Raw genomic sequence first — 16964 nt, 5'->3', positions numbered from 1 at the left:
GGAATTCATTGCTCCCCCGGGGGGGGCTTTTGTTCAACGTGATTCCACCACTTTAGGTGAATTCACGTTCACCAACAAATCGCGGCGCGCGCCGAGCGCCCGGGGCTGCCAGGCGTCGCCCGGGCCGCGTAGCGACCGCCCGCGCCGGGTAAGGCGAAACGCATGCACGCCGTACTGCACGCGCTGTCCATCGCCGGTTCCATGACGTGGGAGATCACCTGGGCGCTGATCCTGGGCTTCGCGCTGTCGGCCGTCGTCCAGGCCGTCGTCCGCAGGTCGACGGTCGTACGCCTGCTGGGTGACGACCGGCCCCGCACGCTGGCGATCGCCTCCGCGCTGGGAGCGGCGTCCTCGTCGTGTTCGTACGCTGCCGTGGCGCTGGCCCGGTCGCTTTTCCGCAAGGGCGCGAATTTCACCGCTGCCATGGCCTTCGAGATCGCCTCGACCAACCTGGTCGTCGAACTCGGCGTGATCCTGGCGCTGCTGATGGGGTGGCAGTTCACGGTCGCGGAATTCGTCGGCGGCCCGGTGATGATCGTCGTGCTGGCGCTGCTGTTCCGGCTGACCCTGCGCAGCCGTCTGCTGGACGAGGCACGGGCGCAGGCCGATCGGGGGCTGGCGGGTTCCATGGAGGGTCATGCCGCGATGGACATGTCGGTCCGGCGGGAGGGGTCCTTCGCCCGGCGGCTGCTGTCGGGGGAGGGGTTCACCTCCGTGGCGCACGTCTTCGTCATGGAGTGGGCCGCGATCCTGCGGGACATCGTGCTGGGCCTGCTGATCGCCGGCGCCATCGCGGCCTGGGTGCCGGAGTCCTTCTGGCAGACGTTCTTCTTCTCGGGGCATCCGCTGGCGGCGAAGATCTGGGGCCCGCTGATCGGCCCGCTCGTCGCCATGGCGTCGTTCGTCTGCTCGATCGGCAATGTGCCGCTGGCCGTGGTGCTGTGGAAGGGCGGCATCAGCTTCGGCGGTGCGGTTGCCTTCATCTTCGCCGACCTGCTGATCCTGCCGATCCTCAACATCTACCGGAAGTACTACGGCATGAGGATGGCGCTGTATCTCCTGGGGACCTTCTACGCCGCCATGGTGGTCGCGGGCTACGTCGTCGAGTTCCTCTTCGGCGGCCTCGGCCTCATCCCCGACCAGGCCGACGCCAAGATCCCCATGGAAGGCGTGACCTGGAACTACACCACCTTCCTCAACATCGCCTTCCTCCTCCTGGCCGCCGCCCTGCTGATCCGCTTCGCCCGCACCGGCGGCCGGGACATGCTCCGCATGATGCACGGCTCACCCGACGCGGGCCACGACGCCCACTCCGAAGCGGCCTGAGCGGCCCGGCGCACGCTCTATGCGACGGGCAGCCCTGCCAGGGCGGCGGCCACACCCAGGGCTCCCGCGCCGAGCAGGGCCGGAACCACACCCCGGCGGGCGGCGAGCAGCCACACCGCCGCGACGGCCAGCACCGCGAACTGCCAGGGGTGGCGAAGGGCCAGGGCGAGCGGGATCGCGGAGCCCGCGATGGCGCCGATCACGGCGGGGCCGGCGCCGGTGAGGAAGGCCTGGACGGCGGAGTTGGCGCGCAGCCGGTCGAAGTGCGAGCCGCCGAGGATCACGAAGAGGAAGGAGGGCGCGAAGGCGACGGCCCCGGCCAGCAGACCACCCGCGACGCCGGCAGCGGCATAGCCGACAACGGCGACGGTCTGGACGACCGGACCGGGGGTGATCTGGCCGAGCGCCACGGCGTTGAGGAACTGGCCGTCCGTCATCCAGTGGTAGCGGTCGACCGCGTCGGACTGCATCAGCGGGATGATCACGAAGCCGCCCCCGTACGAGAGCGCGCCGACCTTCAGCGCCACCCAGCCGAGCGCGAGCAGACCGCCGGACGCCGGGACGGCGGCCGCCAGCGGCACCGGCCAGGCGCGTCCGGCGCCCCGGCCCGTACGGCCCGTACGGCCCGAACGCGGTGTGCGGATCGCGACCTCCAGCAGGCCGACGGCGACCAGCACCAGGACCAGCCACGGGCCGGTCAGCGCGGCAGCCGCGCCGCCGACCACGAAGTAGCCGATCCACCGGCCCCGCGCGGCTCGAGCCTGCCCGGCCCGCTGCCGGCTCGCCGGGACCAGGCCCGCGGCGGCCTGCACCGCCACCGCCGCGACGGCCGCCCCGGCCCCGGCCGCGGCGCCGCGCACCCACAGCGGCGGATGGCCGGCCAGGAACAGCGCGGCCAGCGCCAGGATCAGCGCCAGCCCCGGCACGATGAAGCAGAGCCCGCCGACCAGCGCCCCGGCCAGGCCGCGCAGCCGCCACGCGGTGAAGATCGCCAACTGCGTCGAGGCCGGCCCGGGCAACAGGTTGGTCGCAGCGATGCCGTCCTCGAACTCCTCGGCGCCCATCCAGCCGCGCCGCTCCACGCAGAGTTTCCGCAGGAGGGCGATGTGGGTGGGCGGGCCGCCGAACCCGGTGCAGCCGATCCGGCCCCATTCGACGGCGATGGTGGCCAGGCTCACCCGGGCCGGCGCGCTGCCGGGATCGTCGTGCTGGTCGGGCATGGTCTCCACCGGTGACGTCCCCCTGGGCCTCGGGCAGGTCGCGGGCCGGCTGGGGGCCGCGCCGGGTGACCCTAGCGTGTGAAGGTGAACCCTCAGCCATCCCACCTCGCCGACGCACACCGAAGCACCGGAGGACCTGATCCTGAACACGGCTTTCGCGGAGGCGCTCTCCGCCGTGCTGTTGCTGCTCGTGCTGGCCTGCGCGGTGGTACGTCCCTGGGGCCTGCCCGAAGCGGTCGTCGCGGTCCCGGCGGCCGGTCTGGTCATCGTCACCGGCGCGATCTCGCTGGACCACGCCCGGGCGGAGGCGGAGCGGCTGGGGCCGGTGATCGGCTTCCTGGCGGCGGTGCTGGTGCTGGCGCAACTGTGCGACGACGAGGGGCTGTTCCGCGCGTGCGGCGCCTGGATGGCCCGGAGCGCGGCGGGGCGGCCCCGGCGGCTGCTGGTCCAGGTCTTCGCCGTCGCCTCGGTGATCACGGCGGTGCTCAGCCTGGACGCGACGGTGGTCCTGCTCACCCCGGTGGTGTTCGCCACCGCCGCCCGCCTCGGGGCCCGGCCCAAGCCACACGTCTACGCCTGTACGCACCTGTCCAACACCGCGTCCGTACTGCTGCCGGTCTCCAATCTCACCAACCTCCTGGCGTTCGCCGCCAGCGGGCTGGCCTTCACCCGGTTCGCCGCACTGATGGCGCTGCCCTGGCTGGCCGCGATCGGCGTCGAGTACCTGGTCTTCCGCCGGTTCTTCGGCACCGACCTGGACGCCGGTGCCCAGGCCCCGCCCGGCGACAAGGTGCCGCAGGTGCCGGTGTTCACCGTCGTGATCGTCGCCTGCACCCTGGGCGGCTTCGTGCTGGCCTCCGCGGCCGGGGTGAACCCGGCATGGGCGGCCGCGGCCGGCGCCGTGGTGCTCGCGGTCCGCGCCCTGGCCCGGGGGAGGACCACGCCCAGGGCCGTCGCGCGGTCCGCCGCCGTGCCGTTCCTCCTCTTTGTACTGGCCCTGGGCATCGTGGTCCGCGCGGTCGTCGACAACGGCCTCGCCGACGGCCTGGGGCATCTCGTGCCGGACGGGACCGGGCTGCCGTCACTGTTCGCCATCGCCGGGCTGGCCGCCGTCCTGGCCAACGTCATCAACAACCTGCCGGCCGTCCTGGTGCTGCTGCCGCTCGCCGTCCCGGCGGGCTCCGGCGCGGTCCTCGCCGTGCTGCTCGGGGTGAACATCGGCCCGAACCTCACCTACGCCGGGTCCCTGGCAACGCTGCTGTGGCGCCGTATCCTGCGAGAGCACGACACCGACGTGGACCTGGGCGAGTTCACCCGGATCGGACTGCTCACCGTGCCCGCCGCGCTCGCCCTGGCGGTCCTGGCGCTGTGGGCGGGGCTGCACGTCGTCGGAGCGTGAGGTTCCCGAGGCCGAGGAGGCCGGCCATGACCGTGATCGCCTGGATCGCCGAAGGCACCTGGCCCGCCTGCGTGGACGCCGCCCGCGCCCACGCGCCGGCCGGCGCCGACATCGTGCTGCTCCACGTCGCCGGGGCCGACTCCCCGGCCGCCGGCCACGGCGCGTACGCCGGTCTCCTCGGCCGGGGCCGCCCCGACCGCGACCCCGGCACCCGTCTGGAGGAACTGGCCGCCACTTCCGCCGACCAGCTCCTGCGGGACGCCGCCGAACGGCTGGGCCTGCCCTGCACCCGCCTGGAGCGGCACGGACCCATCAAGCACGAAGTCGTCGCCGCCGCCGAGGGCGCCGACCTCCTGGTCCTCGCCCGCGACGGTGACCGCGCCCACCCCGGCCCCAAGAGCCTCGGCCCGGCCGGCCGCTTCGTCGTCGACCACGCCACCTGCCCGGTCCTCCTCGTCTGGCCCCATCCCGTGCCCGGACCGGGCGGCCCCGGCATCAAGGACGCGTCAAAGTGAACGCCGCCCCCAGCCGGCATCCCGTTTGTCCTGGTCGATCGCCATAGGGTGGCCCCATGGCACGGGGAAAGCTACGCATCTACCTCGGAGCCGCACCAGGCGTCGGCAAGACGTACGCCATGCTCTCCGAGGCCCACCGCCGCCTGGCGCGGGGCACCGACGTCGTGGTCGGCTACGCGGAGGACTACGGCCGGCCGCGCACCGAGGAGCTGATGCGTGGCCTGGAGCGGATTCCCGCGCGGGAGATCGGCTACCGGGGCACGGTCTTCACCGAGATGGACGTGGACGCCGTGCTCGCCCGTGCGCCGCAGGTCGCCCTGGTGGACGAGCTGGCGCACACCAATGTGCCGGGCTCGCGCAACACCAAGCGCTGGCAGGACGTCGACGAGCTGCTCTCGGCGGGCATCGACGTGGTCTCGACCGTGAACATCCAGCACCTCGAATCACTGGGCGACGTGGTGGAGGCCATCACCGGCGTCCGCCAGCGCGAGACCGTACCCGACGAAGTGGTGCGCCGGGCCGACCAGATCGAGCTGGTCGACATGTCACCGCAGGCCCTGCGCCGCCGCATGGCGCACGGCAACATCTACGCCCCCGACAAGGTCGACGCGGCCCTGTCGAACTACTTCCGCCCCGGCAACCTCACCGCCCTGCGCGAACTGGCCCTGCTCTGGGTCGCCGACCGGGTCGACGAGTACATGCGCCAGTACAAGGCCGACCACGGCATAGGCGACGTCTGGCAGGCCCGCGAGCGCATCGTGGTCGGCCTCACCGGCGGCGCCGAGGGCAGCACCCTGATACGCCGGGCCGCCCGCCTGGCGGCCAAGGGCTCGGGCGGCGAGATCCTCGCCGTGCACATCGACGGCGCCGAAGGACTGCACTCCGGCTCACCCAGGGAACTGGCCGTGCAGCGGACCCTGGTGGAGGACCTGGGCGGCTCCTTCCACCACGTCATCGGCGATGACGTGCCGACCGCGCTGCTGGACTTCGCACGGGGCGTCAACGCCACCCAGATCGTCCTCGGGACCAGCCGCCGCAAGGCCTGGCAGTACGTCCTCGGGCCCGGCGTCGGCGCCACCGTGGCCCGCGACTCGGGCCCCGACCTGGACGTGCACATCGTCACCCACGAACAGGCCGCCAAGGGCCGTGGCCTGCCCATCGCGCGCGGCGGCCGGCTCGGCCGCTCCCGGGTCATCGCCGGCTGGCTCACCGGGCTGGCGGGGCCCGTGCTGCTCACCCTGCTGCTGACCCACACCGGGATCGGCCTCCCGTCGGACATGCTCATCTTCCTCACCTGCACCGTGGCCGCGGCGCTGCTCGGCGGACTGCTCCCGGCACTGGCGTCCGCGCTGGTCGGTTCGGCCCTGCTCAACTACTACTTCACGCCGCCCATCCACACCCTGGCCATCGCCGACTCCGAGAACATCGTCGCCCTGGTGGTCTTCGCGGCGGTGGGCGCGGCCGTGGCCTCGGTGGTGGACCTCGCGGCCCGCCGCACCCAGCAGGCCGCCCGGCTGCGGTCCGAGGCGGAGATCCTCTCCCACCTCGCCGGGAGCGTGCTGCGCGGGGAACGCTCGCTGGACGCCCTGCTGGAACGCGTCCGCGAGACCTTCGCCGTCGAGTCGGTGGCCCTGCTGGAGCGCGAGGACGACCCCGCCGCCTGGACCCGGGTGGCCTCCGTCGGCCCCCTGACCTGCTCCCGGCCGGAGGACGCCGACGTCGAGGTCCCGGTCAGCGACCGGCTCTCGCTCGCCCTCGTCGGCCGGGTGCTGCCCGCGGCCGACCAGCGCGTGCTGTCCGCCTTCGCCGCCCAGGCCGCCGTCGCCCTGGACCGCCAGCGGCTGGAGGACCAGGCCGAGCAGGCCCAGCGGCAGGCCGAGGGCAACCGCATCCGTACCGCGCTCCTCGCCGCCGTCTCGCACGATCTGCGGACCCCGCTCGCCGCGATCAAGGCGTCCGTCAGCTCGCTGCGCTCCGACGACGTCGCCTGGTCCCCGCAGGACGAGGCCGAACTCCTGGAGAGCATCGAGGAGGGCGCCGACCGGCTCGACCACCTCGTCGGGAACCTGCTCGACATGTCCCGGCTCTCCACCGGCACGGTCACACCGCTGCTCGGGGAGACCGACCTGGACGAGGTGGTGCCGCTCGCCCTGGTCGGCGTCCCGGACGGCAGCGTCGTCCTGGACATACCGGAGAGCCTGCCCATGGTCGACGCCGATCCCGGGCTGCTGGAGCGGGCGGCCGCCAACATCGTGGAGAACGCCGTGAAGTACAGCCCGCCCGGCACCAAGGTGCTCGTCGCCGCCAGCGCCCTGGGCAACCGCGTCGAACTGCGCGTCGTCGACCGCGGCCCCGGCGTCCCGGACGACGCCAAGGAGACCATCTTCGAACCCTTCCAGCGCCACGGCGACCGCCCCCGGGGCAACGGCGTCGGCCTCGGCCTGGCCGTCGCCCGCGGCTTCGCCGAGGCCATGGGCGGCACCCTCGCCGCCGAGGACACCCCCGGCGGCGGGCTCACCATGGTCCTGACCCTCCGCGCCGCCCGCGCAGAGGACCGTAATGTCCAGAGAGGTCAGATATGAACCGGGTGCTCGTGGTCGACGACGAGCCGCAGATCGTCCGCGCGCTCGTGATCAATCTGCGGGCGCGCAAGTACGAGGTCGACGCCGCCCAGGACGGCACGACCGCGCTGCGGCTGGCCGCCGCCCGCCACCCCGACGTGATCGTCCTCGACCTCGGCCTGCCCGACATGGACGGCGTCGAGGTCATCCGCGGGCTGCGCGGCTGGACCCGGGTGCCGATCATCGTGCTCTCCGCCCGCCAGACCTCCGACGAGAAGGTCGAGGCGCTGGACGCGGGCGCCGACGACTACGTCACCAAGCCCTTCGGCATGGACGAACTGCTCGCCCGGCTGCGCGCCGCCGTACGCCGCGCCGCGCCCGTCGGACCCGAGGACGCCGCCTCCGTGGTCGAGACCGGCTCCTTCACCGTCGACCTCGCGGCCAAAAAGGTGAACAAGAACGGCACCGACGTCCGGCTCACCCCCACCGAATGGCACCTGCTGGAAGTCCTCGTCCGCAACACCGGCCGCCTGGTCACCCAGAAACAGCTCCTCCAGGAGGTATGGGGGCCCTCCTACAGCACCGAGAGCAACTACCTGCGGGTCTACACGGCCCAGCTGCGCCGCAAGCTCGAGGCGGATCCCTCCCGCCCCAGGCATTTCATCACCGAACCCGGAATGGGCTACCGCTTCGAGCCGTGACAGTCAGGTTGTGTTCAGGTGTGCCATGGCAGCGTGCCGGACCATGGCGACTCATACCGATGTGCCCGGAACCCGGTTCCGGAGCCGTCAGATGCTGAACAAGGTTCCCGAAGTCACCCTCTACTTCTGGGTCATCAAGATTCTGTGCACGACGGTCGGCGAGACCGCGGCCGACCTTCTCAACGACAATCTGGGCTTCGGCCTGACCAACACCTCCCTGATCATGTCCGTCCTGCTGGTCGTCACCCTGGTCTTCCAGTTCAGGGCGAAGGCGTACGTGCCGGGCCTCTACTGGTTCGCCGTCGTACTGATCAGCGTCGTCGGCACGCTCGTCAGCGACAACCTGACGGACAACCTGGGCGTGTCCCTGACGGTGACCACCCCGGTCTTCGCCGTCCTGCTGGCCATCTCCTTCACGGCCTGGTACGCGAGTGAGCGCACCCTGTCCATCCACTCCATCAGGACCGTCCGCCGCGAGGGCTTCTACTGGCTGGCGATCCTCTTCACCTTCGCCCTCGGCACCTCGGCCGGTGACCTCACCGCGGAGCGGCTGAACCTGGGCTACTGGGTCTCCGCGCTGCTCTTCGGTGCCCTGATCGCGGCCGTGACCGCGGCCCACTACTGGTTCAAGCTGGGCGCCGTCCTGGCCTTCTGGATCGCGTACGTCCTGACCCGTCCCCTCGGCGCCTCGATCGGCGACTACCTGTCGCAGGCCAAGGCCGACGGCGGACTGGGCCTGGGGACGATCGGTACGAGCATGATCTTCCTCGTCACGATCCTGGCTCTGGTGATCTACCTGACCGTCACCCGCCGTGACGTCATCGAGGTCGAGCCCGAGCCCGAGGCCGTGCCCGAGGCCGCCTACGAGAGGTGACGGCTCGCCCGTCACCCGGCCGGGAGCGTCACCACGAAGGCCGCGCCCCGCTCGGTGTCGGCCAGGACGATGTCGCCGCCCGCCGCCCTGGCCAGGCGGCGGGCCAGGGCGAGCCCCAGGCCCGCCCCGTCGTGGCCGTCGTCGGGCTCGGCGCGGCGTCCGGGGTCGAAGACGGCAGCGCCGACCTCGGGAGGCACTCCGGGGCCGTCGTCGCTGACGGTCACCTCGGCGGCGCCCGGGCGCTGCACGCACGCGACCGTGATCGTGCGGACGGCGTACCGGCGGGCGTTGTCCAGCAGGGGCCCCAGGATCCGCTCGGCGACCGCCGCCGAGACCCCGGCGGCGGCTGTGGTGCCCCGTACGGTGACCGGCGGGGCGTCCGGATGGTTCTCGGCCCACCGGCCGGCCAGGTCCCGGGCCACGTCCGGCAGGGCGCACAGCCCCGGGGTCTGCCCGGTGCGGGTCCGGGCCTCCGACAGCAGGCTCTCGCAGATCTCCCGCATGCCGGCGGCCGCGGCCGCGATCGCCTCATGCGAGGCGTGCTGCTCCGCCTCCTCGCGCGGGCGGGCGAGCAGCCAGTCGGTCTCGGCCGTGATGCGGGCCAGCGGGGTGCGCAGTTCGTGCGACAGCTCGGCGGACTGCTGCTGCTCGTGCCGCAGTACGGCGGCCAGCCGGTCGAGCAGTTCGTCGAGGCCCGCCGCGAGCGAGGCCAGCTCGGCGGGCCGGTCGGCCGCGCCGAAGCGGTCGGCGGCGCCGCGCTCGCTCCAGCGGGCGGCCTTGGCGCTCATCTCGGCGACCGGCCGCAGGGCCCGGCCGACGACCGTACGGGTGACGAGATATATCCCGCCGAGCAGCAACAGGGCGAGCCCGATCGAACCGGCCAGGGCGGAGTCCGCGGTGCTGCGGTACGGGTCGAGGCCGACCGAGGCGACGACGGTTCCCACCTGCTTGGAGCCGTAGCGGATGGGCAGGGCGTACAGCCGGGACGCGTACGGCTCGGCGGTGGCGGCGAAGGTGCGGCCGTTCCCGGCGAGCCGGTCGGCGGCGGTATGCGACTCGCCGGGGGCGGTCGGGCGCTCGATCAGCTGGTGGCCCTGGTAGATCCAGACGCCGACATCCAGCGCGCGGTCGTCGGTCGGCTCGTGGATGATCACCCGCCCGTCCGGGCGGGCCTCCACGGTCGCCGCCACCGCCGAGGCCCGGGTGCGCAGCAGGTCGTCGGCCTGCTGGCGCAGCCTCGCCGACAGGGCGAGGTTGAAGCCCACGGTGAGCACGATCACCCAGATCGCCGAGGTCGCCAGGGCGACCAGCGCCAGGCGACCGCGCAGGGTGGCCGGACGACGGAGGCGGCGGAGACGGGGGAGGCGGCCGGGACGCGGGCTCATGCGAAGCGGTATCCCACGCCCCGTACGGTGTCGATGCCGCGCGGGCTGTCCGCCTCACGCAGCTTGCGCCGCAGCCGGGTCAGGTACTGGTCGAGGGTGTTGTCGCTGACCTGCGCGCCTTCGGGCCACGCCGCCCGCAGCAGCGCCCGCCGGCGCACCACTGCCCCCGGGGCCGCCATCAGGCAGGCCAGCAGCCGGAATTCGGTGGGCGTCATCGAGACCGGCTCCCCCCGCACCTCCAGCACGTGCCGCACCGGGTCCAGCCGCAGCTCCTCGACCTCCACCGACGGCTCGCGCCCGGCCCGCCGCAGCGCCGCGCGCACCCGGGCGGCGAGTTCGGCCAGGTGGAAGGGCTTGGCCAGGTAGTCGTCGCCGCCCGCGGAGAAGCCCGAGAGCCGGTCGGTGATGTTGTCGTGCGCGGTGAGGAAGACCACCGGCGCGTCGACGCCGGACGCACGCATCGCCTGGCACACGTCCCGTCCGTCCGAGTCGGGCAGCCCGATGTCCAGGACCACGGCGTCCACCCGCTCGCGCACCCGGCGCAGGGCACTCGCCCCGTCGGCGGCCGTGAGCACGTCGAAGTGCTCCTCGCGCAGGCCCCGGGCCAGGATGTCGCGGAGTCCGTGGTCGTCCTCGACGACCAGGACACGGTGGGAGGTCATCGGGCCAGTATCACCCGAGCGACGCCGGTGATCGGCCGCCGACCTGATCCGTTCAGGCTGCGTACAGGTTCTGCCGGCGCGATCCGCTTCCCGCATGCTGTGCCGCCACCCGGATCCGCCCGTCATGGAGTCCGTCAAGCGTGCGCCCGAAATGTCCGACTATCCGACGTGGACGCGGGGGCGCCGGGCGCGGTCGGGCTCGGCCTCGCGCAGGACTTCGCGGGTGACGGGGGCGACCTCGCCCTGGCCGAAGAGGAAGAAGCGCAGGAAGTTGGTGAAGGGGTTGCCCTCGGTCCACTCGAAGTAGATGTGCGGGCGCTGACCGGTCGTGTCACGTACGTAGAGGAGCAGTGCGGCGAGCGCGTTGGGGACGGAGGAACTCTCCAGCGTCAGCACGCGATAGCGGCCGCACATCACCTCGCCGCGCACGCTCAGCCCGGACTCGAATTCCGACGGGTCGAGGACGGTGACCTCGACGAAGACGAAGTCCTCCTCGGCCGGGAGGTCGTTGTCGGCCCGGATCTGCTGGACCTTGTCCCGGTACTCGGCGACGTCGCGGCGGTCGGGCTCGTTGGCGATGAAGCGGATCTTGCGGTTCGCGATGTCGCGTACGAACCGCTCGGCCATGTCGTCGAGGGTCACGCTGGTGACGCGCAGTTCGAAGGCGCGGGCGAGCCGGGAGAGCAGCGAGACCAGGATGATGCCCGCGATGAAGCAGGCGCCGATCTTCACACCGTCGGGCCGCTCGATGACGTTGACGACGGTCGTGTAGAGGAAGACCGCCGAGATGACGGCGAAGGCGATCATCCCGTTGCGCTGCCCGGCCTTGTGGCAGGCGATGGTGACGGCGATGGCCGCCGAGCTCATGAGCACCAGCACGCCGGTGGCGTAGGCGCCGCCCTGGGCGTCGACGTTGGCGTTGAAGATCCAGGTCACCAGGAAGGCGATCAGCGTGAAGACCAGCACCATGGGGCGCACCGCACGGGCCCAGTGCGGGGCCATGCCGTAGCGGGGCAGGTAGCGGGGCATCAGGTTGAGCAGCCCCGCCATGGCCGAGGCGCCGGCGAACCACAGGATGGCGATGGTGGAGAAGTCGTACACGGTGCCGAAGGCGGAGCCGAGGTACTCGTGCGCCAGGTAGGCGAGGGCGCGGCCGTTGGCCGGGCCGCCGTTCTGGAAGTCCTTCGCCGGGATGAGGAGCGTCGTGATGAAGCTGGTGGCGATCAGGAAGACGCTCATGATCACCGCGGCGGTGGTCAGAAGCTTCTTCGTCCCCCGGATCCGCCCGGCCGGCTTCTCCTCCGTGTCGCTGGGGTCGCCCTCGACGTGCGGCATGACCGCCACGCCGGTCTCGAAGCCGGACATGCCCAGCGCCAGCTTCGGGAAGATCACCAGTGACACGCCGATCATCACGAAGATGTTCCCGTGCTTCGCGGTCAGAGCGCTGGACCAGTCGGTGACGACATGCGCGGCCGTCAGGATGTGCCACAGGCCCACCCCGACCACGACGACGTTGAGCGCCAGGTAGAGCCCGACCAGGGCGACGGCGACCCCGATCGCCTCCAGGAAGCCCTTGAGGAACACCGCGCCGAGCAGCGCCACCAGCACCAGGGTGATGATCATCTCCTGGCCCTGCAGCACGCTGGTGAAGTGCGGATTCTCCACCAGGTGGGTCGCGGCGTCGGCCGCCGACAGAGTGATCGTGATCAGGAAGTCGGTGGCCGCGAAGCCCAGCAGCGCCAGGACGAACAACTTGCCCTGCCAGAACGACAGCAGCCGCTCCAGCATCGCGATCGAACCCGCACCGTGCGGGCTCTCCTCCGCCACCCTCCGGTACACCGGCAGCGCCCCGGCCAGCGTCACGATCACCAGCACGATGGTCGCCACCGGCGACAGCAGCCCGGCCGCCAGCGCGGCGATGCCCGGCTGATAGCCCAGTGTCGAGAAGTAGTCCACACCCGTCAGGCACATCACCCGCCACCACCGCTGACCCTTGTGCGCGGAGGTCGGCTGGGCATGCGGGCCCTGCTGGTGCTTGGCCATGTCGGACAGGCCCTCGAGCAACCAGGCACGCAAGCGGTGCCGCGGGGTGGCCTCGGGTTCGGACGCGGCGGGGGCGGACGTGGCCACCGGGTACTCCTGTCGTACGTGAAGCAAAACCGGCCATCGGCGGATGGCCAGGTCAGAGTACGCAACGCGGCCATGGCGGCCGATGCTCGCCACGACGAAGCGACGGCCGCCGCTTGTCGGCGGCAGCCGCAGGTAATCCCCCGGAACCAGCCGAAAGCGCAGGTCAACGACGCGCCGTTGCGTGCGACCCGCGCATTGCTCCCACCATGTCCCGCATGGCGCGCCGGGTGCGGGTGGACGGGAAATCCTGACGCGTTCTTAACGCGTCGTCCGGGCGTCGGCCTCGGGCAGGAGCTGCTCGGTCCAGATGCACTTGCCGTCGGAGGTGTAACGGGTGCCCCAGCGCTGGCTGAGGGCGGCCACGAGCTGAAGCCCGCGGCCGCCCTCGTCGGTCTCTCGGGCCCGGCGGATACGGGGCGTGGTGAGGCTGCCGTCGGAGACCTCGCAGATGAGCGTGCGGCTCCGCAGGAGGCGCAGTTGTACGGGGCCCTTGGCGTGCCGCACGACATTGCCGATCAGCTCGCTGGCGAGCAGTTCGGTGGTCATGACGAGATCGTCGAGCTGCCAGTCGGCCAGTTGACGGCGGATGTACTCGCGGGCCTGGCCTGCCGCGACGGGGTCGTCCGGCAGCGTCCACGACGCCACGTCCTGGGGCAGGAGGGCGTGGATGCGGGCGATGAGCACGGCGGCGTCGTCGCTGGTCTGCTCCTGGGCGGGCAGCAGCGCGGCGGCGAGCGACTCGCAGAGCCGGTCGAGGCGCCCGGCCTCGCCGGCCCGGTCGTCGGCCGGGGTCGCGTCGGGAAGGGTGGCCAGTACGCCGGCCAGCTGCGCGATGCCGCTGTCGATGTCGCGCCGGGCGGACTCCACGAACCCGTCGGTGTAGAGGACCAGAAGGCTTCCCTCGGGCAGCTTCACCTCGGTGGTCTCGAACGGCGGCGTGGCCGCGCCGAGCGGCGGGTCGGCGGCCAGGTCGAGGAGGCGCACCCGGCCGTCGGGGTGGACGACGGCCGGCGGGGGGTGCCCCGCGCAGGCGAAGGTGCAGGCACCGGTGGCGGGATCGTAGAGGGCGTACAGACAGGTCGCGTAGAAGTCGTCGCCGAGGTCGCTGACCAGGTCGTTGAGATGCGAGAAGACCTCGTCCGGGGGCAGTTCGAGTCCGGCCAGGGTATGGACGGCGGTGCGCAGCCGGCCCATGGTGGCGGCCTCGGGCAGGCCGTGGCCCATCACGTCCCCGATGACCAGGGCGACCCGGTCGGCGGAGAGCGGGATGACGTCGTACCAGTCACCGCCGAGCATGCCCTCGCTGGCCGGCAGGTAGCGGGCGGCGGTGGTGACGGCGGGCAGGGACGGCAGTACGCGGGGGAGCAGACCACGCTGCAACTCCTGGGCGCGGCCGTGCTCGGCGTCGTACAGCCGGGCCCTTTCCAGGGTCTGGGCGATCAGTCCGCTGAGCGCGACGAGCAGGGCGCGCTCCTCCCCGGTGAGCCGGCGGGGCCGGTCGAAGGAGATGACGCAGCCGCCGACGGGACGGCCGGACACCAGCAGCGGCAGGAACGCCCAGGAGCGCTTGCCGCCCAGGGCCGCGAAGGAGCCGACGCCGGGGAAGTCGGCATCCATCTCCTCCGGTGAGGCGAAGAACCTCGGGACGCCGTCGGTCAGCGAGCGGTCGAGCGGGTTGTCCGCGGGGCGGTCGCCGAGCTGGTCGACGAACGACCGGGGGTATCCGACCGATCCGACGGCCCGCACCTGGCCGCGCTCGATGGCCTGGACGATCAGCCCGGTGGCGCCGAAGAGCGGCAGCACCCGCTGGGCGGCGGCGGTCACCACGTCCTCGACGGTCAGGGCCTCGGCGAGTGCCGTCGTCAGCAGCCCGATGTGGGTGGCCCGTTCGGCGGCCGCCCGTTCCATGGCCGCGTGCTCCGCCTCCAGTTGCCGCTTCTCGGTGACGTCGGTCAGGTAGACGGTCAGCCCGTCCGGCACCGGGATCAGCCGCATGTGATACCAGCGCCGGTCGGCGGGGGAGCGGATGTCCAGCCCGGCCGGGATGCGTTCGGCGGAGGCCTGGCGGCACCGTTCCTCGAAGCCGGGTACGCGGACCGCCGGGATGTCCCAGAGCGTGCGGCCGGCGAGTTCCCGCGAGGACCCGAGCAGCCGCTCGGCGCGGACATTGACGTACAGGATCCGCCAGTTGGCGTCGACCGCGAGGAAACCGTCGCTCATGTGCCGTAGGGCGCGACCCACCGAGTCCATGGCGGCGCGGGTCTCGGTGGTCTCCCACAGGCGCCCCACCATGCGGGCCGGTTCGCCGTCCTCGCCGACGATGATCCGGCCCCGGGCCTCCACCCAGCCGACCGTCCCGTCCGGCCGCCGTACCCGGTGCCTGACGTTGTACTCGCCGCCTTTGCGCAGGGCCTGCTCGGCCTGCGCCACGACCGCCGGCAGATCCTCGGGGTGGACGAGACCCCGCCAGGTCTCGATCCGCCCGTCGAAGTCCTCCGGGGCGATGCCGAGCACCAGCGGCATCGTGTCGTCCCAGACGATGTCACCGGTACGGATGTTCCAGTCCCAGGCCCCGACCCGGACCGTGTCGAGCGCCTGCTGAAGCCGCAGCCGCTCGGAGATCCACCGGGCGGCCCCTTCGAGGAAGCCGAGCTGCGCGGTGGTGGGCGGCCCGGTCCCCGACGTCACCACGGACAGCGCCCCCAGTGGGCCGTCCCCGGCGCGGATCGGGACGGACGCCATCCCGGTGCGCGGGGGGAGACCACTGCCTTTCCGGGGGAGCGGCAGCCATACCGCAGCGTCCTCACGCAGCGCGCGGACCGCGGCCAGGTCCACGGCGTCCTCGGCGATCTCGTCCCAGCGGCGGGCCAGTTCCCGCGACAGCCCGCTGCTCGCCGCCAGCCGCAGCCGCCGACTGCCTCCGGGCCCGTACAGGTGCACCATCCCGCCCAGACCGCCGAGAGCGGTCACCGCCTGCCGCAACGCCAACCGCAGCCGGTCGGCCTCCGGGGGCTCCGCCGGTTTCGGCGGGCCGGAAGCAGACATCGTCTCCACGTCGACGCCTCCGATCTGCGGCCGATCGGCTGTTGACCCCCAAAAGAAGCCAAAAACTACTATATCCCCGCAGGTGCAACGGTTTCCGGCCGCCAGGGACCTCCTGGCCAGGGGCACGCATCGCGTGCCCGGGTCGCAGGGAGGGCATCGTGACACCCAGCAGCGCGCACCATCCGGGCCGCACCGTCAGGGCTGCGGCACCGGGCCGGAAGGAGGCGCTGACCGCAGCGGGACGCGTGGGCTTTGCCGCGCACGGCGTCGTCTACGTCCTGATCGGCCTGATCCTAGGTTCCGCCCTGGCAGTGCGGGCACCAGACCGTGGTGCGCCCGGCGATCCGGTCCCGGCGCAGGTGGCCCCCGCAGCGTGGGCACACCGGGTCGGGGTCGTCGCGGTGGCCGGTGAGCCAGGAGGGGCGGACGGGGACGCGGCCGTCGCGTACGGAGGAGCGCAGGACCCGGCGCATGGTGGCGTGGAGCCGCCGGTAGTCGTCCTCGCGGAGCCGGTTGGCGGGGCGGGCGGGGGCGGTACGGGCCCGCCAGAGGATCTCGTCGGTGAGGAGATTGCCCAGGCCCGCCAGGACGGACTGGTCCATCAGTACGGCCTTGATACGTCCGCGCCGCCCGGCCAGCAGTTCGGTGAACGTGTCGCGGTCCACAGCCAGCGCGTCCGGGCCCTGCCGGTCGAGGATCCGGTCGATGTCGGCCTCGGTCGCGGCGAGCCGCAGGCCCTGAAGCTTGCGCTGGTCCCGGTAGCGCAGGCCCCGACCGTAGGAGAGGGCGAGCAGGACCCGGTCGTACGGGTGCGGTGGGTCCTCCGGCGGGCGGCACAGGAGCTCGCCGGTCATCCCGAAGTGCAGCAGCAGGGCCGGTCCGCCCTCGGTGCGGGCGATCAGCCACTTGCCGTGCCGCTCCGGCTCGGCGAGGGTGCGGCCCCGCAGTTCCTCCCGCAGCCTGCGTACGCTCACGCCCCGCAGCACCCCCGGATCGGCCACCTGGACCCGCTCGATGCGCCGGCCCTGACCGCACGAGGCCAGGACCCGGCGGAAGCCTTCGACGTCCGGAAGCTCGGGCATGGCGCCATCTCCCTCGTGCTCGCGCACCACGCCTACCCAGAAGGGGGGCACCAGTGCTTGGGGT

Annotated in this window: 12 protein-coding genes; 6 read left to right on the top strand and 6 right to left on the bottom strand. The window is 72.5% G+C overall.

From position 1 onward, the window contains the following. The first annotated feature begins 162 nt into the window (after positions 1-162). Entirely contained in the window at positions 163-1326 is a 1164-nt protein-coding gene (locus ACFXJ5_RS12870; RefSeq protein WP_384630388.1) for a permease, read from the top strand. Between the two features lie 17 nt (positions 1327-1343). Here the strand turns inward: ACFXJ5_RS12870 and chrA are convergent, their stop codons facing one another. Continuing rightward, positions 1344-2546: a chromate efflux transporter gene (gene chrA, locus ACFXJ5_RS12865; RefSeq protein WP_384630387.1), complete on the bottom strand. Its 1203-nt coding sequence runs from the start codon at positions 2544-2546 to the stop codon at positions 1344-1346. Between the two features lie 142 nt (positions 2547-2688). On the opposite strand from chrA, the gene ACFXJ5_RS12860 reads away from it, so the two are divergent. From ACFXJ5_RS12860 to ACFXJ5_RS12840, 5 genes are read left to right on the top strand one after another with little or no spacing between them, the layout of a single operon-like run. Further along, positions 2689-3945, top strand: a complete 1257-nt coding sequence (locus tag ACFXJ5_RS12860; protein ID WP_384630553.1) for an arsenic transporter — start codon at positions 2689-2691, stop codon at positions 3943-3945. Between the two features lie 26 nt (positions 3946-3971). Then, positions 3972-4460, top strand: a complete 489-nt coding sequence (locus tag ACFXJ5_RS12855; protein ID WP_384630386.1) for a universal stress protein — start codon at positions 3972-3974, stop codon at positions 4458-4460. A 56-nt stretch (positions 4461-4516) separates the two neighbouring features. Next, complete coding sequence (locus ACFXJ5_RS12850; protein WP_384630385.1) at positions 4517-7042, top strand: ATP-binding protein; 2526 nt, start codon at positions 4517-4519, stop codon at positions 7040-7042. Continuing rightward, entirely contained in the window at positions 7039-7722 is a 684-nt protein-coding gene (locus ACFXJ5_RS12845) for a response regulator (RefSeq protein ID WP_384630384.1), read from the top strand. Before ACFXJ5_RS12850 ends, ACFXJ5_RS12845 begins: the two co-directional genes overlap by 4 nt. Before the next feature lie 43 nt (positions 7723-7765). Continuing rightward, entirely contained in the window at positions 7766-8596 is an 831-nt protein-coding gene (locus ACFXJ5_RS12840; protein WP_384630383.1) for a hypothetical protein, read from the top strand. Positions 8597-8607: 11 nt separating this feature from the next. Here the strand turns inward: ACFXJ5_RS12840 and ACFXJ5_RS12835 are convergent, their stop codons facing one another. The 5 genes from ACFXJ5_RS12835 to ACFXJ5_RS12815 form a co-directional block, all read right to left on the bottom strand. Continuing rightward, positions 8608-9981 carry an ATP-binding protein gene (locus ACFXJ5_RS12835; protein ID WP_384630382.1) on the bottom strand — a complete coding sequence of 458 codons (1374 nt, stop codon included), beginning with the start codon at positions 9979-9981 and terminating at the stop codon, positions 8608-8610. Further along, positions 9978-10643: a response regulator transcription factor gene (locus ACFXJ5_RS12830; RefSeq protein WP_384630381.1), complete on the bottom strand. Its 666-nt coding sequence runs from the start codon at positions 10641-10643 to the stop codon at positions 9978-9980. The genes ACFXJ5_RS12835 and ACFXJ5_RS12830 overlap by 4 nt, the downstream gene beginning before the upstream one ends. 159 nt (positions 10644-10802) lie before the next feature. Next, positions 10803-12686 (bottom strand): amino acid transporter, encoded by a 1884-nt coding sequence (locus ACFXJ5_RS12825; RefSeq protein ID WP_384630552.1) that lies wholly within the window; start codon positions 12684-12686, stop codon positions 10803-10805. Positions 12687-13031: 345 nt separating this feature from the next. Further along, positions 13032-15818, bottom strand: a complete 2787-nt coding sequence (locus ACFXJ5_RS12820; protein ID WP_384630551.1) for a SpoIIE family protein phosphatase — start codon at positions 15816-15818, stop codon at positions 13032-13034. A gap of 293 nt (positions 15819-16111) precedes the next feature. Continuing rightward, complete coding sequence (locus tag ACFXJ5_RS12815) at positions 16112-16900, bottom strand: Fpg/Nei family DNA glycosylase (RefSeq protein ID WP_384630380.1); 789 nt, start codon at positions 16898-16900, stop codon at positions 16112-16114. Positions 16901-16964: the final 64 nt, after the last annotated feature.

The organism is Streptomyces sp. NPDC059373, from assembly GCF_042751495.1.
Classification (GTDB): domain Bacteria; phylum Actinomycetota; class Actinomycetes; order Streptomycetales; family Streptomycetaceae; genus Actinacidiphila.
This window is presented reverse-complemented; position numbering and strand designations above follow the sequence as displayed.